Source organism: Marinobacter fuscus (assembly GCF_003007675.1).
Classification (GTDB): Bacteria; Pseudomonadota; Gammaproteobacteria; order Pseudomonadales; family Oleiphilaceae; genus Marinobacter; species Marinobacter fuscus.
This window is the reverse complement of the sequence record NZ_PXNP01000023.1, coordinates 21978-44616: the sequence shown is the minus strand read 5'-3', so window position 1 is coordinate 44616 and position 22639 is coordinate 21978. Positions and strand designations below refer to the sequence as shown.

The 22639-nt window shown below is 58.7% G+C and carries 18 protein-coding genes and 1 pseudogene; 1 reads left to right on the top strand and 18 read right to left on the bottom strand.

Features of this window, described 5'->3' with window-relative positions; genetic code table 11:
• Nucleotides 1-48: 48 nt before the first annotated feature.
• The 6 genes from ribA to C7H09_RS06065 all read right to left on the bottom strand — a co-directional run bounded on the left by ribA (nt 49) and on the right by C7H09_RS06065 (nt 7464).
• Nucleotides 49-660, bottom strand: a complete 612-nt coding sequence (gene ribA / locus C7H09_RS06090) for a GTP cyclohydrolase II (RefSeq protein WP_106761716.1) — start codon at nt 658-660, stop codon at nt 49-51.
• A gap of 164 nt (nt 661-824) precedes the next feature.
• Nucleotides 825-1307, bottom strand: coding sequence for a cyclic pyranopterin monophosphate synthase MoaC (gene moaC / locus C7H09_RS06085; RefSeq protein WP_106761715.1), 483 nt, complete (start codon nt 1305-1307; stop codon nt 825-827).
• Between the two features lie 108 nt (nt 1308-1415).
• Nucleotides 1416-2396, bottom strand: coding sequence for a Nudix family hydrolase (locus C7H09_RS06080; RefSeq protein WP_106761714.1), 981 nt, complete (start codon nt 2394-2396; stop codon nt 1416-1418).
• On the bottom strand, nt 2377-3594 hold the full coding sequence (gene argJ / locus C7H09_RS06075; RefSeq protein WP_106761713.1) for a bifunctional glutamate N-acetyltransferase/amino-acid acetyltransferase ArgJ: 1218 nt from the start codon (nt 3592-3594) through the stop codon (nt 2377-2379). The genes C7H09_RS06080 and argJ overlap by 20 nt, the downstream gene beginning before the upstream one ends.
• A 103-nt stretch (nt 3595-3697) precedes the next feature.
• Nucleotides 3698-6436 carry a preprotein translocase subunit SecA gene (secA, locus tag C7H09_RS06070; protein WP_106761712.1) on the bottom strand — a complete coding sequence of 913 codons (2739 nt, stop codon included), beginning with the start codon at nt 6434-6436 and terminating at the stop codon, nt 3698-3700.
• Nucleotides 6437-6525: 89 nt separating this feature from the next.
• Entirely contained in the window at nt 6526-7464 is a 939-nt protein-coding gene (locus C7H09_RS06065) for a M23 family metallopeptidase (RefSeq protein WP_106761711.1), read from the bottom strand.
• 231 nt (nt 7465-7695) lie between these two features.
• Between C7H09_RS06065 and C7H09_RS06060 the strand changes: the two genes are divergently transcribed.
• Nucleotides 7696-8151: a DUF721 domain-containing protein gene (locus C7H09_RS06060; RefSeq protein WP_106761710.1), complete on the top strand. Its 456-nt coding sequence runs from the start codon at nt 7696-7698 to the stop codon at nt 8149-8151.
• Between the two features lie 11 nt (nt 8152-8162).
• Here the strand turns inward: C7H09_RS06060 and lpxC are convergent, their stop codons facing one another.
• The 12 genes and pseudogenes from lpxC to C7H09_RS06000 form a co-directional block, all read right to left on the bottom strand.
• Complete coding sequence (gene lpxC / locus C7H09_RS06055) at nt 8163-9080, bottom strand: UDP-3-O-acyl-N-acetylglucosamine deacetylase (RefSeq protein ID WP_106761709.1); 918 nt, start codon at nt 9078-9080, stop codon at nt 8163-8165.
• Nucleotides 9081-9456: 376 nt separating this feature from the next.
• Nucleotides 9457-10443: pseudogene (ftsZ, locus tag C7H09_RS06050) on the bottom strand (cell division protein FtsZ); the annotation flags it as partial.
• Between the two features lie 99 nt (nt 10444-10542).
• The gene (gene ftsA / locus C7H09_RS06045; protein ID WP_106761707.1) at nt 10543-11778 is read right to left on the bottom strand and encodes a cell division protein FtsA; all 1236 of its coding nucleotides are present in this window, start codon (nt 11776-11778) and stop codon (nt 10543-10545) included.
• 36 nt (nt 11779-11814) lie between these two features.
• Nucleotides 11815-12654, bottom strand: a complete 840-nt coding sequence (locus C7H09_RS06040; RefSeq protein ID WP_106761706.1) for a cell division protein FtsQ/DivIB — start codon at nt 12652-12654, stop codon at nt 11815-11817.
• A complete protein-coding gene (locus C7H09_RS06035) occupies nt 12647-13612 on the bottom strand; it encodes a D-alanine--D-alanine ligase (protein ID WP_106761948.1) in 966 nt (321 codons plus the stop codon). The genes C7H09_RS06040 and C7H09_RS06035 overlap by 8 nt, the downstream gene beginning before the upstream one ends.
• 4 nt (nt 13613-13616) lie before the next feature.
• Nucleotides 13617-15062, bottom strand: a complete 1446-nt coding sequence (gene murC / locus C7H09_RS06030; RefSeq protein WP_106761705.1) for a UDP-N-acetylmuramate--L-alanine ligase — start codon at nt 15060-15062, stop codon at nt 13617-13619.
• Nucleotides 15055-16146 carry an undecaprenyldiphospho-muramoylpentapeptide beta-N-acetylglucosaminyltransferase gene (gene murG / locus C7H09_RS06025; protein ID WP_106761704.1) on the bottom strand — a complete coding sequence of 364 codons (1092 nt, stop codon included), beginning with the start codon at nt 16144-16146 and terminating at the stop codon, nt 15055-15057. Before murG ends, murC begins: the two co-directional genes overlap by 8 nt.
• Complete coding sequence (gene ftsW, locus C7H09_RS06020) at nt 16139-17335, bottom strand: putative lipid II flippase FtsW (RefSeq protein ID WP_106761703.1); 1197 nt, start codon at nt 17333-17335, stop codon at nt 16139-16141. Before ftsW ends, murG begins: the two co-directional genes overlap by 8 nt.
• Nucleotides 17335-18675: a UDP-N-acetylmuramoyl-L-alanine--D-glutamate ligase gene (murD, locus tag C7H09_RS06015; RefSeq protein ID WP_106761702.1), complete on the bottom strand. Its 1341-nt coding sequence runs from the start codon at nt 18673-18675 to the stop codon at nt 17335-17337. Before murD ends, ftsW begins: the two co-directional genes overlap by 1 nt.
• 15 nt (nt 18676-18690) lie before the next feature.
• Nucleotides 18691-19776 carry a phospho-N-acetylmuramoyl-pentapeptide-transferase gene (gene mraY, locus C7H09_RS06010; RefSeq protein WP_106761701.1) on the bottom strand — a complete coding sequence of 362 codons (1086 nt, stop codon included), beginning with the start codon at nt 19774-19776 and terminating at the stop codon, nt 18691-18693.
• Entirely contained in the window at nt 19776-21158 is a 1383-nt protein-coding gene (locus C7H09_RS06005; RefSeq protein WP_106761700.1) for a UDP-N-acetylmuramoyl-tripeptide--D-alanyl-D-alanine ligase, read from the bottom strand. The genes mraY and C7H09_RS06005 overlap by 1 nt, the downstream gene beginning before the upstream one ends.
• A complete protein-coding gene (locus tag C7H09_RS06000) occupies nt 21155-22639 on the bottom strand; it encodes a UDP-N-acetylmuramoyl-L-alanyl-D-glutamate--2,6-diaminopimelate ligase (RefSeq protein ID WP_106761699.1) in 1485 nt (494 codons plus the stop codon). The genes C7H09_RS06005 and C7H09_RS06000 overlap by 4 nt, the downstream gene beginning before the upstream one ends.

Here is a 22639-nt window from a genome sequence, read left to right as displayed (position 1 = left end):
CCAATCTGATGCAGCCCCGGTCGGGGCCGCTGCCTGCAGAATTGCCGGTTAAACTACATCGTCGTCCTGATGGGTCTCAAGCCAGTGGCCCAGCTTGCTTTGCTTGGTGTTCAGGTAATGCTCGTTGTGGGGATTGCGGCCCACATGCAGAGGCACCCGCTCGGCAATACGAATGCCGTAAGACTCCAGTGCCTTGACCTTGCGGGGATTGTTCGTCATCAGCCGCAGACTGCGGATACCCAGATGCTCCAGCATATCCTTGCACATGCTGTAATCCCGCAGATCCGCCCCGAAACCCAGCTGTTCATTGGCCTCCACGGTATCGGCACCCTGATCCTGCAGGCGGTAAGCCCGGATCTTGTTGAGCAGGCCGATGCCACGGCCTTCCTGACGCAGATACAGCAGAATACCCCGGCCCTCGCGGGCGATACTGCGCAGGGCTTCCTCAAGCTGGTAACCGCAGTCGCACCGCATGCTGTACAGGGCGTCTCCGGTCAGGCACTCGGAGTGAGTGCGGGCCAGCAACGGCTCTCCGCTGTCGACTTGCCCGAGAGTCAGCGCCACATGCTCTTTCCCGGTGTCCGGCTCTTCAAAGCCGTGCATATCAAATACACCGAAAGGCGTCGGCAAACGGCAGGTCTCAATGTAACGAACAGCCACTGTGGTTCCTCGTGGTTCAGACAATGGTTCAGACAGACTGGGCGTGCATTCTATCATGTGGCTGGCTCTCTGGCGTAGTGGCGATGCCGATTGCGGCCTGTGGCAGCAGGAGAATAACCGGCGGACATCTTCACGAAACCCTACGCCGGGGCCCAACCATCAGATCATTCGCCATCCGCACGCCAGTGGCCGGATCGCCCGCCTTTTTTCTCCAGCAGCCTGACCGCATCTACCACCATGCCTTTATCCACGGCCTTACACATATCGTAGATGGTTAAAGCCGCCACACTGGCCGCCGTCAGTGCCTCCATCTCTACACCGGTCTGGCCCGACAGCTTGCAACGGGTAAGAACCCGCACAGAGGCGCCATCATTGCCGGGGCTCAACTCCACTTTTACCGATGTCAGATTGAGGGCATGGCACAGGGGAATCAACTCGTGGGTTTTCTTGGCCGCCATAATGCCGGCAATCCGTGCCGTGGCGAACACATCACCTTTGGGATGCTCATCGTCAAGAATCATCCGCAAGGTCTCCGGCTTCATCCGTACCAGAGCTTCCGCCTGCGCTTCCCGCCCGGTGACTGCCTTGTCGGTCACGTCTACCATCCGGGCCTCGCCCTTGTCATCCAGGTGTGTCAGCTTACTCACAGTTTTCTCCCTTCAGGGCGCGTATCCGCCCCCAAACAGGTTCTTTATCCGGGAACGGCTGTCCCGCGCTCTTGTTGTCTCATCATGCCTGGGGTGCCAGAGATGCCCTCACGACCACCAGAAGCTGATGCCGGCAATACCCTGGGCTCCCTCTGCTTGCGCCTTTGGGCGATGGGCCAGTGCCAGGCCCCCGAGACCATACACGGGCACTGCAGCATGAGCCACCAGTTCGCCAAAACGAGCCCAGCCCAGGCCCTCTCTGCCGGGGTGGCTCGGCGTTGGCAACACATTCCCGAGGGTAACGTAATCGGCGCCAAGCTTTTCAGCATGGCGCAACTGGGGTTCATTGTGACAGGAAACGCCAAGCCAGGCCCTGTCGGGTACCGGGCGCTCCGTGTACCGCTCGGCCTGATGCCAGGGCAGATGTACGCCGCAGGCCCCGGGCACCCGGTCGAAAACACCAGGCTCACCATGCACCACAAGAGCGGCACCTGCACGATCGCAAACCCTGGCCGCCTCTAACGCCAGGGCCACATAAGGCGGGCTTTCCAATGCCGGGGCGCGCAGCACCACCAGTGGCGGTGAGGCGGCGCCGGAAAGCGCCAAGTGAAGCTTCTGTAATCCGGCTTCCGGATCACGGATGTCACCGGTTATGGCAAGCTGATCAGGCAACCTCAGTGCGCGGATGATGGGCCTGTTGGCCGCGGGGAAATCCTCGTCCCGCAACGCCTCTGGCGCCAGCCATTGGATTGACTGACCTTCCCGCCCCTCCGCTTCCCCCTGCACATCCCTTGCTATCCAGGCATCGAGTAAGACGCGCTTGTCACCGTAATCATGCCGGATGTTGATCAATGGCTGTAACTGCTCCGGGGTTACCGTCAGCCCGGTTTCTTCCGCGACTTCCCGACACAAAGCCTGCTGCACCGTCTCCCCCGGCTCAACCTTGCCACCGGGGAACTCCAGCAAACCGCCCTGATGAACGCCCTCGGGCCGCCGGGCAATCAGTACTCGCCCGGCACGGAGCAGAACACCCACTGCAACATGGACTGTTTTCACGATTAACGCGGCCTCAGGTGCGGTATTCGGCATTGATCGTAACGTAGTCATGGGAGAAGTCGCAGGTCCAGACGGTTTCCCGGACGTCGCCCCGCTTGAGATCAATGGCAATGGTTATTTCTTCCCGGCTCATCACCGCTTGCCCGCGGGCCTCCGAGTAATCTCCCGCCCGGCCACCGTCGCGGACCAGGCATACGTCGCCAAGGTAGATCTCCAGAGCATTGAGATCCAGACCATCCACCCCTGCCCGGCCAACCGCTGCCAGTATGCGCCCCCAGTTGGGGTCGGACGCAAACAGTGCGGTTTTTACCAGCGGTGAATGGGCAACCGTATAGGCAACATCCAGCGCTTCCTGTTGACTGGCTGCACCACTGACATCAATGGTGACAAACTTGGTGGCACCTTCGCCATCCCTGACGATGGCATGGGCCAACTCGAGATACACCTGCCTCAACGCTTCCCTTAGAGGAGGTAGCAGGGGGCTGTCTGCCGTAATCTCCGGCCCGCTGTACCGACCACTGGCCATCAGCATACAGGCATCGTTGGTAGAGGTGTCGCCATCAATGGTAATCCGGTTAAACGATTTCTCGCCCAGTTCCGATGCCAGGTTGGCCAGAACGTCCGGCGCAATCCGCGCATCGGTGGCAATAAAGCCCAGCATCGTCGCCATATTGGGGCGAATCATGCCAGCCCCCTTGCTGATACCCGAAATTGCCACCCGGTGACCGTCCAACTCGATCTGACAGGACGCACCTTTTGGCCGCGTATCCGTGGTCATAATGCCAGCCGCCGCTTCAGCCCAGCGGTCTTCTCTCGCGCCCGCAAGGGCGTCGGGCAAGGCACCGGTAATCTTTGCGACCGGCAAAGGCTCACCAATAACACCGGTAGAAAACGGCAGTACCTCACTGGCCGTAACACCGGCTTCTGAGGCCAGGGACTCACAACAGGCCATGGCGTCTTTCAGCCCTGGCTCACCGGTGCCGGCATTAGCGTTGCCGGTATTGATCAACAGATAGCGGGGCGCGCTCTCGGCCATGTGCTTGCGGCTGACCAACACGGGCGCCGCACAGAACTGGTTTCTGGTGAAAATACCGGAAACTCGCGTCTCCGGCGCCAACTCAAACACCACAATATCTTTGCGCCCGGGTTTCTTGATGCCCGCACTGGCGATCCCCAGCTTGATGCCTGCCACCGGGAAGAACTCGGGTAAGGTTCCTGGTCCCACTGCCATGCCTGTCTCCTTGCAATCATTCGTGTTGTATAAACAAAAAAGCCCGCAAACGTCAGAGGTCTAACGCTATGCGGGCTTCCGGCTTCTGCGGGGGCGCCTTTTGTCAGCTCACCTTGCCGCAGCACTGTTTGTATTTTTTGCCCGAGCCGCATGGACAGGGCTCATTGCGCCCCACCTTTCGCTCCTGTCGGACAAAGGTATCCGGCGTAGCCTGCTGGCCAGACTCACCATCACCGCCCTCTCCGACCGCTTGCGCCGCGCTGGCCTGCTCATGGCGCAACTTGGCCCGGGCCATCTCTCGCTCAAGCTCTTCCTTGCGTCGCTGCTCTATCTCAGCCATTTCTTCCTGACTCTGAACCCGGACATGACACAAGACCCGGGTGACATCCCGCTTCATGGTCTCCAGCATGTCTTCAAACAGATTGAACGCTTCACGCTTGTATTCCTGCTTCGGGTTCTTCTGGGCATAGCCCCGCAGGTGAATACCCCGACGCAGATGATCCATGTTAGACAAATGCTCTTTCCACAGAGTATCCAGTACCTGCAGGAACACCTGTTTCTCGAACTTGCGCATAGCTTCCGCGCCAGCCACTTCTTCCTTCGCTTTGTAATCTGCAACGATCGCCTCAAGGACTTTCTGGCGCAGACTGTCCTCGTAGAGTTTCTTGTCCGCATCCAGCCACTGCTGCACGGGCAACTCGATCGCCATCTCAGACTGTAACTGGGCTTCAAGACCCGCCACATCCCACTGCTCTGGCATACTCTGGGGCGGAATGAATTCGCTAACCACGGCATCGACCACATCGCTTCGAATGGTATCAACCATTTCTGAAATATCCGCGGACGCCATCACCTCGTTGCGTTGTTCGTAAATCACCGTACGCTGATCGTTTGCCACATCGTCGTATTCAAGCAACGTCTTACGCATGTCGAAGTTACGGCCTTCAACCTTGCGCTGGGATTTTTCAATGGCATTGGTGACCATCCGGTGTTCGATGGCCTCGCCTTTCTTCATGCCCATGGCCTGCATAAGGTTTTTCACCCGTTCCGGGGCAAAAATCCGCATCAGGTTATCTTCCAGGGACAAAAAGAAGCGGGAAGAGCCCGGATCACCCTGGCGCCCGGCCCGGCCCCGAAGCTGGTTGTCAATCCGGCGCGACTCATGGCGCTCAGTGCCGATAATGTGCAGGCCGCCTGCCTCCAGAACCTGGTTGTGGCGCTCTGTCCACTCCGCCTTGATGCGGGCCACTTCCTCTTCGGACGGCGCCTCCCTGGCAGCCACTTCGTATTCCCAGTTACCACCGAGCACGATGTCGGTTCCCCGGCCGGCCATGTTGGTTGCGATGGTGACCGCACCCGGGCGACCGGCCTGCGCGATGATCAATGCTTCAGACTCGTGCTGCTTGGCGTTCAGAATCTTGTGCTCAATTCTGGCCTTCTTCAGCAGCATCGACAGCAACTCAGAGGCTTCAATAGACGCTGTACCCACCAGAATCGGGCGGCCTTCTGCGGTCACATCCTTGATTTCGTCAATGATGGCGTGGAATTTTTCTTCCTGGGTCAAGTACACCAGGTCATTGTAGTCGATCCGCTGTATCGGTTTATTGGGCGGAATAACAACCACGTCCAGACCGTAGATCTGGCGAAACTCGAACGCCTCGGTATCTGCGGTACCGGTCATACCGGCGAGTTTTTCGTACAGGCGGAAGTAGTTCTGGAAGGTGGTCGAGGCCAGAGTCTGGCTCTCGGCCTGAATTTTGAGCCGCTCTTTGGCCTCGATGGCCTGGTGCAAGCCCTCACTCCAGCGACGCCCCGGCATGGTGCGGCCGGTATGCTCGTCTACGATCACCACCTGCCCGCCCTGGACAATGTAATCGACGTCTTTCTGGAACAGGTGATGCGCACGCAGAGCGGAGTGCACATGGTGTAACAGGCTCAGGTTGGCCGCAGAGTAGAGGCTTTCACCTTCTTTTAGCAGGCCCCGACCCAGCAAAAGCTCCTCAACCTTCTCATGGCCGGACTCGGTCAGCTCCACCTGTCGGGATTTCTCATCAATGGTGAAATCACCGGAGGCCTCGCCCTCCTCGGGCACTTCGCCTTTCTCGAGACTCGGGATCAATTCGTCAATGGCCTGGTACAGCTTCGACGAATCCTCTGCCGCGCCGGAAATAATCAGCGGTGTGCGGGCTTCATCGATCAGGATGGAGTCCACTTCGTCGACAATCGCATAATTCAGGCCACGCTGAACCTTGTCGTCTACGCTGAACGCCATGTTGTCGCGCAGATAGTCAAATCCGAATTCATTGTTGGTGCCGTAAGTAATGTCCGCCTGATACGCAGCCCGCTTCTCCTCTGGGGGCTGACCAGAAGTGACAACACCAACCTGCATCCCCAGGAAGCGGTAGAGCTTACCCATCCACTCGGCATCCCGGCGGGCCAGGTAGTCGTTTACGGTAACAACATGAACTCCCTTGCCCGGCAGCGCGTTCAGGTACACCGCAGCGGTTGCCACCAGAGTCTTACCTTCACCGGTTTTCATTTCTGCGATACGGCCCTCGTGCAGGGTCATACCACCGATGAACTGAACGTCGTAGTGGCGCATGCCCATCACCCGGCGGCTGGCCTCCCGTGCGGTGGCAAATGCTTCCGGAAGCAGCGCGTCCAGTGTCTCGCCTTCATCAAGGCGACGACGAAACTCAGCAGTCTTGCCTTGTAACTCGGTATCCGACAAGGCGCCAAACTGTTCCTCAAGTTCATTGATGCGCAAAACAGCCTTGCGCATACGCTTGATTTCTCTGGCGTTTTTACTGCCGAACATCTTGGTAGCAAGCTTTGTGAACATAGACCACTGCTTCTTCAGTTAAACGAGGGAAGACGGCATTCTACCTTTATTTGCCGACAGTACAAAAGGCGGGGTTCACGGGAATGAAATCAGCGGCTTGCGCGCTGGATATATTTCACAGGGTTTTCGCTTTTACCGTTGCGGATAACCTCGAAATGCACGTGCGGGCCGGTAGAGCGCCCCGTGCTACCCATCAGTGCCACAACCTGGCCTTTCTGAACCACATCCCCAACCTCAACCTGGATGGTCTTGGCATGAGCGTAGCGGGTAACCAGTCCGTCACCGTGGTCGATCTGTACCAGATTGCCGTAACCGTAGCGTTCTGCCGCCCAGGTAACAACGCCGGCAGCCACCGCGATAATATCACTGCCTTCCTTCCCCGCCAGATCGACACCGCCGTGCCAGGTGCGCTTACCGGTAAAGGGATCCGAGCGATAGCCATACTTGGAAGACAGCCAACCCCAGGTGATAGGCCGCCCCTGAACGTAGAGCTCGTCTTCCAGCTTCTGCCGGGAGGCAACTTTGTCCAGAAGGCGTAACTGCTTTTCCCGATCCTCGATCTGTTGTTCCAGCTGATCCAGCATATCGGTCAGGGCAGGCGCGGTATAGGAGTCCACCGCTGAGCTCTCGTCTTCCGGACCGCCAACAGCTGCCGGCGCGTCGAAGTTGAACTCATCGCTGACGACCATGCCGGATTCAACGAACCGCTGGCCGAGTGCATCAAGCCTCAGCATTCTGCCCTGCAACTGACCGAGGCGAAGCGTCAGGGCGTCGATCTGTTGCTGAACACTTTCCCGCACCAGAACCACCTCTTGTTGCTGGGCTTCAAGCTGCTTTTGCCAGCCTGCAGCCAGCTCGGACTCAGTCGGCTGGCGGGCTTCGACGGCGCTCATCGCCAACCGGTAACCAGCCCAACCCGACGCCAGCAGCACAAAGGCCGCCAGGAATATCAAACCGGTCAGCACAGATGCGTTCAGTGACAAGGTTCTGGACTTGCCATGTCGAGCGCTCAGAAATATCAGGTTCATAGTGTCGTTTGATGTTGTGTTTTTGGGGTGCAACCGATTCCATCACGCGGCGCGCCCCGGGAATTTTCCGGGCGGGTTTACTATCCTGAAAAAAATCACCTTGGGTGGAACCTGGCGCCCGGTAGACATGTCGGCCCCATACAATGTAAAACGTGTACATAGCGAGCACTACGCAGAAAGCGTGCCGAAGTGTAACCAATCGTAAATAGCTTCGTCGAGTAAAAAGCGACTATGGCCGGAAATAGTGACCAGAAATTGATCTTCAGCAGTCAGCCACAGGGCGGCACCGGCAAGACCCTGGCGGATCTGATGTCCCGGGCCCGCTTACACGGAGAGGCAGAAGCGTTTGTGATGTCAGCCGTTCCGGAAGACCTGGTTGAAGGTACGCGGTTTGTCAGTTGCCAGGACGGCGAACTGATACTTTCAACAGACACGGCCAGCAAAGCTACCCGCCTGCGCTTTCGCCAGCACGAAATCATGGAAGCGGTGCGCGCCAACGAGTTGTTCCGGTATGTCTGGAAGCTGAAAATCAAGGTCAGCCCGGGCCGGTTTGATCAGCGCAGAAAACCGGAAAAAACCCGGCTCAGTAAAGAAAATGCCCGACTCCTCCAAGAAGAAGCCGGGCACACGAAGGACAAAGCACTACGCGAGGTTCTCGAAAAGCTCGCCCGTCACGTCCAGGACTGAGGCTTCCCGCCTCAGGCTGGCGCGGCCAGTACGGGCTTCATGTAAGAGATAGGCGCAGTCTCCTCGTTCTCGAAGGTAACCACTTCCCATGCATCTTCCTGTGCCCGCAGTTTACGCAATAATTTGTTGTTCAGGTCGTGGCCGGATTTGATGCCACGGAACTCGCCAATCAGGCTGTTGCCCAGCAGGTACAGATCGCCGATGGCATCCAGTACCTTGTGCTTGACGAATTCGTCGTCGTAACGAAGGCCGTCTTCGTTCAGAATTTTATAGTCATCCACGACGATCGCATTATCGACGCTACCACCCAGTGCAAGATTCATCGCCCGAAGTTTCTCGATGTCCCGCATAAAGCCGAATGTGCGGGCTCTGGAAACTTCCTTGACGAATGAGGTGCTGGAAAAGTCGACAGTTGCTGTCTGGGCACGGCCTTTGAACACGGGGTGGTCAAAGTCGATACCAAAGCTCACCTTGAAGCCCTCGAAAGGCAGGAACGTCGCTTTCTTGTCACCTTCTTCAATCGTGACTTCGCGTTTGATACGGATAAAACGCTTGGCTGCTTCCTGCTCGGCAATACCGGCAGACTGGAGAAGGAAGACGAAGGGACCAGCAGAGCCATCCATAATCGGCACTTCGGCTGCACTCAGTTCCACGTAGCAGTTGTCGATTCCGAGACCAGCCATGGCGGAGAGCAGGTGCTCTACCGTCGCCACACGGACACCGTCTTTTACCAGCGTCGTGGACAGCATAGTCTCACCCACATTCTCCGCACAGGCACGGATGTCGACCATCGGCTCCAGGTCTGTGCGGCGGAAAATGATACCCGTGTCGACAGGTGCAGGCTTGAGGGTCAGGTAAACCTTTTCCCCTGAGTGCAGGCCCACACCGGTCGCACGGATGGTGTTTTTGAGTGTCCGTTGTCTGATCATCGGTTCATTATTCCGTCATACGTAATCAATATTCTGGGCAAAAATCGACGCAAGAATATCAAAACTCAAGACTGATTACCATTTAGCCAACTCAGCCACCGTCGAAAACCAAACGACAGGAGGCCGGGGCATCCAATTCACCGTCTCACCCTCGGCAGACCGGGCACGTTGCCCGACCAACACCTGAAAAAGAGCAGCGATTCTATCAGTCCGCCTGGCGCCGAAGAAATGCGGGAATATCGAGATAGTCGACGCCCTGATCTTCGCTTTCCTTGGTCTGATCCAGAGCCACATTACCCTGGGCAACTGCACGCCGACGCAACACAGCCGGACGATCCAGCTGATTGTAATCGGTTTTGCCATCCAGGGTTCGGGAATTGTCCACTACCTTGGTGGGCTTCTCCCGGTCGCCACCCAGGCCAGTCGCGACCACAGTCACCTTCAGATCGTCGGTCATCTCCGGATCAATAACCGTGCCCACAACAACGGTTGCTGAATCAGACGCAAATTCGCGCACGATGTCGCCCACTTCAGAGAACTCTCCCAGATTCAGATCCATACCGGCAGTGATATTTACCAGAATGCCCTTGGCACCTTGCAGGTTAATGTCCTCAAGCAACGGACTGCGCACCGCAGCTTCTGCGGCTTCGCGGGCACGATTCTCGCCGGTGGCGCGGCCGGTACCCATCATTGCCATACCCATTTCGGACATCACCGTTTTCACGTCAGCAAAATCCACGTTGATCATACCGTTGCGGGTAATCAGGTCGGCAATGCCCTGAACGGCGCCCAGCAGAACGTCATTAGCTGAAGCAAAGGCATCGAGCAGGCTGGTTTTCTTGCCCATGACCGCCAGCAACTTCTCGTTGGGGATGGTGATCAGGGAATCCACGCTTTCTTCCAACTCCTTCAGCCCAGCCTCGGCCACGCTCATGCGCTTGCCGCCTTCAAACTGGAACGGCTTGGTGACGACGGCCACGGTCAGGATGCCCAGCTCACGGGCCACTTCCGCAACAACCGGCGCAGCTCCGGTACCGGTACCACCACCCATGCCAGCGGTAATGAAGACCATGTCTGAGCCGTTAAGAGACTCGGCAATGCGATCACGATCTTCCAGCGCAGACTGACGACCCACTTCGGGGTTGGCGCCTGCACCCAGGCCTTTGGTGATATTGCCGCCCAACTGGATGATCTGGCGCGCGTCCAGATCCTTCAGTGCCTGGGCGTCTGTGTTTGCGCAGATAAATTCTACGCCTTCAATGTCGCTGTTAAGCATGTGGCGCACGGCGTTACCGCCACCACCACCAACACCAACAACCTTGATGACAGCAGTTTGCTGCACGTTATCGACAAGTTCAAACATATCCCCTACTCCTTCGTGCTGTTACCCGTCTTTACAGACCGGTTGCTTCAATCGTTATTTGTTTTCGAGAGACCTTCGTAAACTGCAACCGGAACACCGTCAGAAATGACCGGTGAACCAGGCTTTCATGCGCTCGAACAGTGAGGGAGCGTCCTCACTTTTGAGCACTGGCGCCCGGCCAAGATCCATCTGCCGGAAGCCATGGATCAACAGTCCCACGCCGGTGGCGTAAATCGGGTTGTTGACCACTTCCGTCATACCGGAGACAGCCTGCGGCGAAGCAAGCCGCACCGGCATGTGGAAGATTTCTTCAGCCAACTCAACCACGCCTTCCATGGTGGATGAGCCGCCTGTAATCACGATGCCCGCCGGAATCATGTCTTCGAATCCGGAACGGCGTAATTCTGACTGCACCAGAGTGAACAGTTCTTCGTATCGGGGTTCCACCACTTCGGCAAGCGCCTGTCGAGACAAATCCCGCGGCGCCCGGTCACCCACACTGGGCACCTTGATGGTTTCGTCCGCGCCTGCAAGCTGGGTCAGCGCACAGGCGTATTTGATCTTGATTTCCTCGGCATTCTGCGTCGGCGTGCGCAAAGCCATGGCGATATCGTTCGTTACCTGGTCGCCGGCAATGGGTATCACCGCCGTGTGGCGGATCGCGCCTCCGGTAAACACCGCGATGTCGGTGGTACCGCCTCCGGTATCTACCACACAAACCCCAAGCTCTTTTTCATCTTCTGTCAGGATCGCGTGGCTGGACGCCAACTGCTCCAGAATGATGTCGTCCACTTCCAGGCCGCAGCGCTGTACGCACTTCTCGATGTTCTGTGCCGCATTCACCGCGCAGGTAACCAGGTGAACCTTGGCCTCGAGGCGAACCCCGGACATGCCCATGGGCTCCTTGATGCCCTCCTGGTTATCGATGACAAACTCCTGAGGCAGAATGTGCAGAATCTTCTGATCTGCCGGAATCGCCACGGCCTGGGCTGCGTCGATGACCCGATCCACATCGGCCTGAGTCACTTCCCGGTCGCGAATTGCCACAATGCCGTGGGAGTTAAGGCTCTTGATGTGACTGCCTGCGATACCGGTATAGACGGAGTGAATCCGGCAGCCAGCCATCAGTTCCGCTTCTTCAACGGCGCGCTGAATGGCCTGCACCGTGGTTTCAATGTTCACCACCACGCCACGTTTCAGCCCGCGGGACGGGTGCGAACCGATTCCCACCACCTCGATGGTTCCATCCATCTTGCGTTTGCCAACAATCGCCACCACTTTCGAGGTGCCGATATCCAGGCCGACAATCATGTTTTCCGTTTCAACCGATGACATGTATTCCACCAAATCCCAGGTTCGTAAAAATCGTTGTCAGGACTTCGGAGCGGCCTGAACCAGTTCCGCCTTCCACTGCACCGCCACCCCGTTGGAGTAGCGGGCATCTATCCGGCTCACTTCATCCACCCGGGATGCCAGCCGGTTTTCGTATACCGTAATGAAGCGCTCGAAGCGCTGCTCGACCTGATCGCGGCCAAGAACGACCTCGATGCCATTGCTCAGAACCAGAGTCCAGGCCCCCCGTGCCTCAAGCGTGAGCCCGGCAAACCCCAAACCGTAGCCCGTCAGTTCATCGCTCATGGTGCGGGCCATGGCAATCACGTCCCGAACCCGCTCATCCGGCCCCGCCAATCGCGGCAGCTTTCCTGCAACCTCTGGATTGGGCGGTGCAAACAGCTCTCCGGCGCGGCTGACAAGACGACCGTCAGTCCAGTACGCCAGCGGCCTTTTCTCGCGGATATCGATTTCCAGGCGGCCTGGCCAGATCCGCTTCACCGCCGCCGACGCCACCCAGGGCCGCTGCTCAAGATCAGCCTTGATATCAGCCAGATCTGTGGAGAAGTAACTGGATCCGATCCAACGCCCTGCCGCCCGCTCTATACCGGTACGGCTGTCGCCGACAAATTCTCCACGCACATCCACCGCCATGATCTGCTGATCCATGGCAGCCAGAACCTTGTCTGCGGCCCAGGGCACCATGGCCGCCAGCAAGACAACGGTTGCTCCCAGCCCGATTTGCAACCAGGGCACAGCAGCCAACACGGCTTTCAGAACGCCAAACCGATCCTGCACCGGCTCGACCGAGGTTGCACCCCGGCGCCGGGGCGGCTCGGGCGGTACCGCCCGGCTGCGGATCAGTAAACGTTCAAGCATGGCCGCCCTCGCTGAGCGTATCTTTTAAGATTCTGACCACCAGCTCCTCAAATCCAATGCCTGCAGCTCTTGCCGACATCGGCACAAGGCTGTGGTCTGTCATACCGGGAACGGTATTAACTTCCAGCAGCCAAAAGTCACCGGAGCGGTCCTGCATAATGTCTACCCGCCCCCAGGTTCGGCAGCCAAGCACCCGGAAAGCATCCAGCGCCAGCTGCTGCAACCGCACCTCGTCTTCCGGTGCAAGCCCGCAGGGAATGCGATAATGGGTATCGTCCGCCAGGTACTTGGCGTCATAATCGTAAAATGCATGATCGGTGCTCAGGCCGATGGCTGGCAGCGCTTGATCCTGCAGCAGGCTGACCGTAAACTCCGGCCCCTCAATCCACTTTTCCACCAGCACCAGGTCATCAAGTGCCGCCGCTGCCTCGTAGGCTTCCACCAACTCGGCGGCATTGCCGACTTTACGTATGCCAATACTTGAGCCTTCATGAGCAGGCTTTACACTCAGCGGCACCCCGAGGCTGGCCACGACCTCTTCGGCCTCAGCCCCGGACGTCATGGCCCGGAAGGCAGGTGTAGGCAGCCCGCAACCCTGGAATACATACTTGGTTCGAAGCTTGTCCATCGCCAGAGCAGAGGCCAACACTTCGCTACCGGTGTAGGGAATGCCCGCCTGGCCGAGAATCGCTTGAAGGGTGCCGTCCTCACCGCCACGACCGTGCAGGGCAATAAATACGCGATCGAATTGCGGCTGTTCAACGGCACCCAACAGGCAGCCACGCACATCCATACCGACCGCATCAACACCGGCGGACTGCAGGGCCGCCAGCACCGCGCTGCCACTTTTCAGCGACACCTCACGCTCTGCGGAATCGCCACCCATGAATACCGCTACCCGACCCAGAGCGCGCACCAGGTCTGGCGACGCCTGGTAAGGCTGAGTCCGGGCATGCATCGTTTCACTCACTTGCTGTTACTCCTGCCGCAACCAATCGCGCGGCGACACCGCCAACGTCGCCTGCCCCCTGGGTGATCAGCAGATCACCATCCTGCAGCACGTTGGCCAGTAAACCCTCGATTTCCCGGTTGTCTTCTACAAACACCGGCTCCACTTTGCCCCGCTGCCGGATGCTCCGACACAGCGCCCGGCCATCAGCACCGGGAATGGCCGGCTCACCGGCCGAATACACGTCCATCAGCAACAGCCCGTCGACGTCAGAAAGAACCCGCACAAAGTCCTCGTAAAGATCCCGGGTACGGGTATATCGATGGGGCTGGTACAGCATCACAATCCGGCGGCCCGGCCAGGCATCCCGTGCGGCACGGATCACCGCATCCACCTCGGTGGGATGGTGACCGTAGTCGTCCACCAGGGTCGCAGTGCCTTTTCCGGCCGGGTAGTCACCGTAAACCTGAAATCGCCGCCCCACTCCGGCAAAGCCAGCCAAGCCGCGACAGATAGCCTGGTCGTCCACGCCTTCATCCGTCGCTACAGCAATGGTTGCGAGGGCATTCAGCACGTTGTGCCGCCCCGGCATCTTGAGCTCAACAGCCAGGTTCGGCCGGTCTCCGGGGCGACGCACCACAAAACGGGTTTTCAATCCGTCGGAAACGATCTGTTCGGCACGATAATCCGCCTCCGGGTTATCGATGCCGTAAGTGATGAAGGTTCGGGCAATCCGAGGCAGTATTTCTCGCACATAAGGATCATCAATACACATCACGGCAACGCCGTAAAACGGCAGGTTGTGCAGAAAGTCAACGAACGTTTGCTTCAGTTTTTCAACATCACCGCCATAGGTATCCATGTGGTCGGCTTCGATGTTGGTCACCACCGAAATCACAGGCGTGAGATGCAGAAACGAAGCATCGCTCTCATCCGCTTCGGCGACCAGATACCTGGACCCGCCCAGTTGAGCGTTGGTACCCGCACTGTTGAGCTTGCCACCGATAACAAACGTGGGGTCCAGCCCGGCTTCACCCAGCACGGATGCAATCAGGCTGGTCGTGGTGGTTTTGCCGTGAGTACCGGCCACCGCTATGCCGTGCCGGTAGCGCATGATCTCAGCCAGCATCTCGGCCCGGGGAACAATGGGAACGCGCCGGGCACGGGCACTGGCCACTTCCGGGTTATCTGCATTGACCGCAGACGACACCACCACAACGTCTGCCTGGCTACTGTTATCCGCCTGGTGGCCGATCATCACTTCCACGCCCATGGTTCGGAGGCGCCCGGTTACCACACTCTCTTTGATATCCGAGCCGGACACCAGATAACCCTGATTCTTGAGCACCTCGGCAATGCCGCTCATGCCGGCGCCGCCGACGCCCACAAAGTGGATTTTGCGGATCCGGCGCATTTCCGGCACCTGAAATACCAGGGGCGGGTTCTTTGCATTAGCCATTGGCGGCCTCCAGACAGTAATTCACGACTCTTTCTGTTGCATCGGGGCGCGCCAGCGCACGGGCCGCCCTGGCCATCTCCAACACTCGCTTTCTATCGGCAGACAGCTCCCTCAGGATGTCTGCCAGCAATTCCGGCGTCAGTATTGCCTGCTGAACCAGCAGCGCCGCACCCGCCTGTACCATATGCTCGCCATTCCGGGTCTGATGGTCGTCCACCGCATGCGGAAAAGGCACCAGTACCGCCCCGATACCCGCAACACACAATTCGGAAACCGTGAGCGCACCGGAGCGACAAACAACCAGATCCGCCCAGCTATAGGCCGCAGCCATGTCCCTGATAAACGGCTCAACACGGGCCTCAATGCCAGCGCCTGTATAGCTGGAACGGGTTTCTTCAAGGTTCTTCTCGCCGCACTGGTGCCAGACTTCCGGCCGCGGCCCCTCTTGTAGCAGCGCCAGAGCCCGCGGCAACTCCTGGTTAAACACCCGGGCCCCAAGACTGCCGCCAACCACCAGTATTTTCAGCGGGCCCGAGCGCCCTTCGAAACGCCGCTCCGGCGTTGGCAAGCTGGCAACTTCTGCCCGCACGGGGTTGCCGGTACAGCGCGTGACCACCGGCTCCGGGAAGCTACCCGGGAACGCCTCCATAACCGTGTGCGAAAACCGGGTAAGCCACCGGTTAGTCATACCGGCAATCGCATTTTGCTCATGGATCACCAACGGTGTACGCATCAGCCAGGCGGCTACACCACCCGGCCCGGTTACAAAACCACCCATGCCAACGACACAGTGCGGCCGGATTCTTCTGAGCAGGGTGTAAGCTTCACCCAGCGCACGCAGCAGGCGGAAGGGTGCGGTTATCAGAGCCAGGCGCCCTTTACCCCGCAGCCCGGAAATATGAATAAGCGACAGTGGAATGCCTGTATCTCCGATCAGCCGCTCTTCCATGCCACCCAGAGCACCAAGCCAATGCACCTCGTGCCCCAGTTCCTGGAGTTTTCTTGCCGTCGCCAGCGCGGGAAACACATGGCCTCCGGTGCCACCGGCCATCACCAGAAAACGGCGGGGCGAAGAATTACTCATACACCGCTCCTCCCACTCGTGCGCTGCCTTGTTCTGCGACTGTGCGGGCCCGATCCTGCCGCTCCAGCTCAACACGCGCGATCACGCCGATACAGACACAGGTAATCATCAGGCTGGAGCCGCCGTAACTGACCAGTGGCAGGGTCAAGCCTTTGGTCGGCAGCAAGCCTGTGCTTACGGCCATATTGATACCGGCCTGGAGCCCGATCAGCAGAGTAATGCCATAACAGAAGGACGCCCCGAAAGGCATACCGGCTTTCTCGGCCCGGCGGGCAATGATAAATCCGGAAACCACCAGTGCCGCGAACAGCGCCAGTACAATCAGGGCTCCAAGCAAACCGAATTCTTCCGCGATGATGGCAAAAATGAAATCGGTGTGGGCTTCGGGCAGGAAGAACAGCTTCTGTACCGAATTGCCAAGCCCAACACCCGACCATTCACCCCGGCCAAAGGCGATCAGCGACTGGGTTAGTTGATAGCCGCTATTAAACTGATCCTGCCAGGGGTCCAGGTAACTCACGACACGCTTCAGTCGATAGGGCTGGGTAACCACCAGCACAACGCCACAAGCCACAAGCAACCCGATCAGCGGGAGAAACCGGCTCAGACGAATCCCGCTGAGGAAGATCATTCCGGTCGCGGCCGTAATCAGCACCACGGTGGCGCCGAAGTCCGGCTGAATGACCAGCAAGGCCGATGCGGCCACCAACACCCCCAATGGTTTGAAGAAGCCCGCCCAGGTTTCAAGCAGCTCCTCACGCCGGCGAACCAGATACCCTGCCATGTAAGCAATCAGGCACAGCTTGGCAACTTCAGAAACCTGAACGTTAAACAGGCCCATGGGTATCCAGCGGGTAGAACCGTTAACGGTACGGCCCAGAGGGGTCAGCACCAGAATCAGCACCAGAAAACCAATGCCCAGAAGCAACCAGCCACTGCGCTCCCACCAGGAAATCGGCACATTTACCGCTACCAGTGCCAGCCCGCAACCCAAAGCTGCAAACAACACCTGGCGGATGACGTAGTGATAGCTGTTCCCCAGTGTCGCGGCAGCCATATCCATCGACGCCGATGAGATCATGACCACACCGATCACCAGCAGCGCCGCAGAGGTGACGACCAGAACAGACAACGGCTGAAGCTCGCCGGTCACGCCGCGATATTGTGGAAGAGTGATACCCGCCTGCATCACAAGGCCTCCACAGTAGCGCGGAATTGCTCGCCGCGTTCGTTGTAATCCCGGAACATATCAAGGCTGGCGCAAGCCGGTGACAACAACACCCGGTCACCGGATTGCGCCAGATCCCTGGCCCGGGCAACAGCGCCGGGCAGTGTGTCGGCACGGCAGCTGTGAACCTTGTCACCAAACGCTTTTTCCAGCCGCCCGGCATCCCGGCCGATCAGCACGACTGCCCGGCAATACTTTTCGATGGGCGCGGCCAAAGGCCCGAAATCCGCGCCCTTGCCATCGCCTCCGGCAATCAGAACCAGCTTACCCTCGGCCGGTGCAAGGCTTTCCAGGGCAGCAACCGTGGCTCCGACATTGGTTCCCTTGGAATCGTTGATGTAATCCACACCCGCCAACCGACGGACAAACTCACAACGATGGGGCAGACCACGAAATGCCCGCGCCGCCTCCAGCATATCCGCCATCGGCAGGCCTGCGGCTTTCCCCAAGGCCAGCGCAGCCATCACATTGCTGATGTTGTGGCGACCCATCAGAGCCAGTTCATCAGCCAGTAACAGGTTGTCAAAGCCCCAGGTAATCCAGGTTCCCCGCTCATCTTCTCGGGTACTGAAGGTATCCGGGTTTACCCGGTTGAAACCAAAACACAGAAACCGAAGATTGTCCCTCGCCATCGGCGTACTCAGCGCGTCGTCCAGATTAACAATCGCGTGCTTACAACCGCGGTAGATCCGCTGCTTGGCCTGAAAATACCCCATCTTGTCGGGATATCTGTCCATGTGATCGTCACTGACATTCAGTACGGTAGCGGCCAGCGCACCCAGAGCCTCGGTGGTTTCCAGCTGAAAGCTCGACAACTCCAACACATAGAGATCAGCCCCCTGGCCAAGAAGATCGAGCGCCGGGGTACCAATATTGCCGCCCACCTGGACCTTCCGGCCTGCCGCCCGGGCCATGTCCCCCACCAGCGTTGTCACGGTGGTTTTACCGTTGGAGCCGGTAATAGCGATTACAGGCGCGTCTGCGGCCTCGGCAAACAGGTCAATATCACCACGAATGGTGGCGCCTGCTGCGGCCGCTGCACCAATCGCGGGTTCGGCAATACTGATACCGGGGCTTACCACCAACTCACTGAAGCCAGCAAACCATTCGCTGTCGAAGTCGCCCAGCTGAACCGGAACATCAGGCCAGCGCTCCCTGAGTTCACTCAACCCCGGTGGTTGCTGGCGGCTGTCAGCGACGGCAATTGTGCAGCCTTGTTCGGACAAATAACGCACGCAGGACAGCCCGGTCTTGCCGAGCCCCACGATTAGCGTTTTCCGATCCGAAGCAATCACACTCATATCAATTCCGGGTTCCTATCGAATTTTCAGACTGGCAAGGCCAATCAGAACCAACACCACCGTAATCACCCAAAAGCGGACAATCACACGGGGCTCGGGCCAGCCTTTCAGTTCAAAGTGATGGTGCAGGGGTGCCATCCGGAAAATCCGGCGACCGGTCAGACGGAACGATGCCACCTGCAGGATCACCGAAATCGTCTCCATCACAAACACACCGCCCATAATGAACAGCACAATTTCCTGCCGAACGATCACCGCCACAGTCCCCAGAGCGGCTCCCAATGCCAGAGCACCGACATCCCCCATGAAAACCTGGGCCGGGTATGTGTTGAACCACAGAAAGCCGAGACCTGCACCGACCAGAGCGCAACAGAAGATGATCAGTTCACCGGAGCCGGGCAAGTGGGGAATCAGCAGATAATTTGCAAACTGGGCATGGCCGGAGAGATAGGCAAAAATTGCCAGTGCACCCGCGACCATCACAGTCGGCATGATTGCCAGTCCGTCCAGGCCATCGGTGAGGTTGACGGCATTGCTGCTGCCGACAATCACGAAGTAGGTCAGCAGGATAAACAACACCGGGCCAAGCGTAAGTGAAACATTCTTCAGAAACGGCAGGTAAAGTGACGTTTCCTGCGGCAAAGACGCGCTGAAGTACAGCACCATTGCCGCCAGGGCCCCAATGACCGACTGCCAGAAATACTTCCAGCGACCCGGCAACCCACGAGGGTTACGCTCTACCACTTTGCGGTAGTCATCCACCCAGCCGATGGCTCCGAACAGCAGAGTCACCAGAAGCACCACCCATACATACCGGTTGCTCAGATCCGCCCAGAGCAACGTTGAAACGGCAATGGCTACCAGAATCAGCGCACCGCCCATGGTGGGCGTGCCAGCTTTGCTCAGGTGAGTCTGGGGGCCGTCATCGCGCACCGCCTGACCAATCTGGTACTGGCTCAGTTTGCGGATCATCAGCGGGCCGATCAGCAGTGATATCATCAGCGCCGTGAGGATGCCCAGAATCGCCCGCAGCGTCAGATACTGAAACACCGTCAGGGACGAAAAGTATTGCGAGAGTATCTCTGTCAGCCAGAGCAGCATCAGCGATTCACCTTCTTCTGTATTCCCTCCACCACAAGGTTCATGGCGGAACTTCGAGAACCTTTGACCAGAATCGTCACGGCGCCGTGAATGCCATCGGTGATGGCATCCACCGCCTGCTCATGGCGCTGGAAAAATTCTGTTTGATTACCAAACCCGGAGCCGTAAGCCTCTGCCCCGGCCCCAACCACCAACAAGCGATCGATACCGCGCCTGAAGGCATGCTCTCCAACCTGACGATGCAGCTCAGCCGCTTCCGCCCCAAGCTCAGCCATTGCACCCAGCACGAGCACGCGGGGCCCGGGATAGCCTGCAAGCACATCAATAGCGGCCTTCATCGAGGTAGGATTGGCGTTGTAACTGTCATCAATAAGTGTCAAACCTTTAGCCGGTTCGAGCACCTGCAGGCGCCCTTTGACCGGCTGAACTCCGGCCAGCCCGGCTTCGATCTGCCGCTTGCCCGCCCCCAGCTGCCGGCATGCCGCCAGCGCCAGCATCGCATTGGTTACGTTGTGCTTACCCGGCAGACACAGCCGCAGACGGGCCTGCCAGTTATCCGGCCCGCGCACGTCGAACGCGAGACCGGACTCTGCCACCTGAACCTCGTGCGCCAGATAATCGGCTTCTGGATGGCCAGCCCTGGAGACACTGACTACGCGGAGCCCTTTCGCCCGCCGGGCCCACTGGTCAAAGGCTGGATCATCCCGATCGAGAACGACGGTACCGCCCGCCACAACGCCATCAATGATTTCGCCTTTTGCCTGAATAATATTCTGGTAGCTGCCAAACCCATCAAGGTGTGCCTGACCGGCATTGGTCAGAATGGCCACTTTGGGCGCCACCATGGCCACGGTGTATGCAATTTCGCCCAATCCGCTGGCCCCAAGTTCAATAACACCGAAACGGTGCTCGGAAGAGAGCCGGAACAGCGTCAGAGGCACACCGATATGGTTGTTCAGGTTACCCTCAGTGGCCAGGGTAGCGCCCAGCTCAGCCAGTATCGAGGCAGTCATTTCCCGCACCGTGGTTTTGCCACTGCTGCCGGTGACAGCAATCAGATCTGCCCCGCTTTCGGCCCGGTTGCCTTTGGCCAGCGCCGCCAGTGCAGCCAGGGTATCCGGCACTTGCAGCTGAGGTATTTCAAGGCGCGGATCCACCTGATCAACCACCACCGCCACCGCGCCCTTTTCCTGGGCCTGGGCCAGAAAACGGTGCCCGTCAAAGTGCTCACCGCGCAGCGCCACAAATAACTGGCCATGCCCCAGGGTGCGGGTATCGGTCGAGACACCCGAGAACTCGACCTGGCTCAGCGCCTCAGCACTTCGGGCAGAACCGGCGTTGATCCAGGCAGCAGCCTCAGCAAGGGTGAACGAGCGAATCACAGGACACCCCCATCCATGTCCAGCAGGCACCGAACCTGCCCGGCATCGCTAAACGGCAAACGCTCGCCCTGAATCTCCTGGTAGTCTTCATGCCCTTTTCCGGCCACCAGCACCAGATCCCCGGGCCCGGCCATACCTACAGCGGCAGCAATGGCCTCTGCGCGATCGTGAATCACCTGCCAGCTATTTTCCCGGGAGAACCCGGCGACGATATCCCGGGTAATACTTTCAGGTTCTTCGCTGCGGGGGTTGTCGTTTGTCACTATGATGTGGTCTGCCCGCTGCGCGGCTTCACGGGCCATTTCGGGCCGCTTGCCCGCATCACGATCGCCACCACACCCGAACACACAGTACAGTTTGCCGCTGACATGAGGCAGCAAGGCTTCCAGTGCATTGGCCAGAGCGTCCGGCGTGTGCGCGTAGTCCACCACCACCTGTTTGCCCCCGGCACTCCGGAACCGCTCCAGGCGCCCCGGTGGCGGCGTAAGCCGTGCCGTGGCAGCCACCGCCCTGTCAACCGGCACCCCCATGGTCAGTACTGTTGCCAGTGCCGCCAGCAGGTTGCTGGCATTGAAACTCCCCAGCAAAGGAACCTTAAGGTCAAATTCTCCCCACTGGCCATCGACTCTGGCCCGGAACCCTTCATCCGTGGGCTCGAATGCCCGGAGCCACAACTCGGTCTGGGCCTCGTGCAGGCTGTAACGTACCCGGTCGCAGTGACCATCCAGCTGACCATAAAGCTGCCGACCGAAAGGGTCGTCAAAGTTGATTACCGCAAAGTGCAGCCCCTCTCTCAGGAACAGCCGGGCCTTGGCCTCTCCGTAGGCCTGCATGGATTTGTGGTAATCGAGGTGATCCCGACTGAGGTTGGTGAATACCGCACCCACCATAGCCAACTTGTCTACCCGGCCCTGATCCAGAGCATGAGAAGACACCTCCATTACCGCGGCCCGACCACCCTCATGCCGGATACGACTTAATACCCGGTTCACCTGGACAACGTCCGGGGTGGTATGGGTTGCCGGCTCGATGCTTCCCGGCATGCCATAACCCAGAGTGCCCAAAACTCCGCAAGGGGTTCCTGTTTGCTCCAGCAACTGGGCAATGTACTGGGTAACTGAGGTCTTGCCATTGGTGCCGGTAACACCCACCACCTTGATATGACGGGATGGGTGCTCGAAAAAGCGCGCAGCAATTCGGCCAAGCAGCGACCGCAGTTGCGGCACCGGCACAATCAGAGCACCGAACCGCTCATAACATTCCCTGGCTGCGTCTGCCTCCAGCAAAACCACCGTGGCGCCAGCCCGGATTGCGTCGTCCAGGTAATGATCTGCCGGTGTTTGCCCGCCTGAAAGTGCAACGAAGGCGTGGCCTCGCTGAATTTTGCGGCTATCGGTCTGCAACCCGTGGATAGTGACATCGAATACCGAAGGTACTTCGACTATCCCCTGCATAAGCGCGCTGATGGAGGTGATACACAT

Coding starts and splice junctions, on each gene's coding strand:
- C7H09_RS06080 (WP_106761714.1), bottom strand. CDS start 2,396: ATGCCGAATACCGCACCTGAGGCCGCGTTAATCGTGAAAACAGTCCAT.
- argJ (WP_106761713.1), bottom strand. CDS start 3,594: ATGGCAGTGGGACCAGGAACCTTACCCGAGTTCTTCCCGGTGGCAGGC.
- secA (WP_106761712.1), bottom strand. CDS start 6,436: ATGTTCACAAAGCTTGCTACCAAGATGTTCGGCAGTAAAAACGCCAGA.
- C7H09_RS06065 (WP_106761711.1), bottom strand. CDS start 7,464: ATGAACCTGATATTTCTGAGCGCTCGACATGGCAAGTCCAGAACCTTG.
- C7H09_RS06060 (WP_106761710.1), top strand. CDS start 7,696: ATGGCCGGAAATAGTGACCAGAAATTGATCTTCAGCAGTCAGCCACAG.
- lpxC (WP_106761709.1), bottom strand. CDS start 9,080: ATGATCAGACAACGGACACTCAAAAACACCATCCGTGCGACCGGTGTG.
- ftsA (WP_106761707.1), bottom strand. CDS start 11,778: ATGTCATCGGTTGAAACGGAAAACATGATTGTCGGCCTGGATATCGGC.
- C7H09_RS06040 (WP_106761706.1), bottom strand. CDS start 12,654: ATGCTTGAACGTTTACTGATCCGCAGCCGGGCGGTACCGCCCGAGCCG.
- C7H09_RS06035 (WP_106761948.1), bottom strand. CDS start 13,612: ATGCATGCCCGGACTCAGCCTTACCAGGCGTCGCCAGACCTGGTGCGC.
- murC (WP_106761705.1), bottom strand. CDS start 15,062: ATGGCTAATGCAAAGAACCCGCCCCTGGTATTTCAGGTGCCGGAAATG.
- murG (WP_106761704.1), bottom strand. CDS start 16,146: ATGAGTAATTCTTCGCCCCGCCGTTTTCTGGTGATGGCCGGTGGCACC.
- ftsW (WP_106761703.1), bottom strand. CDS start 17,335: ATGCAGGCGGGTATCACTCTTCCACAATATCGCGGCGTGACCGGCGAG.
- murD (WP_106761702.1), bottom strand. CDS start 18,675: ATGAGTGTGATTGCTTCGGATCGGAAAACGCTAATCGTGGGGCTCGGC.
- mraY (WP_106761701.1), bottom strand. CDS start 19,776: ATGCTGCTCTGGCTGACAGAGATACTCTCGCAATACTTTTCGTCCCTG.
- C7H09_RS06000 (WP_106761699.1), bottom strand. CDS start 22,639: ATGTGTATCACCTCCATCAGCGCGCTTATGCAGGGGATAGTCGAAGTA.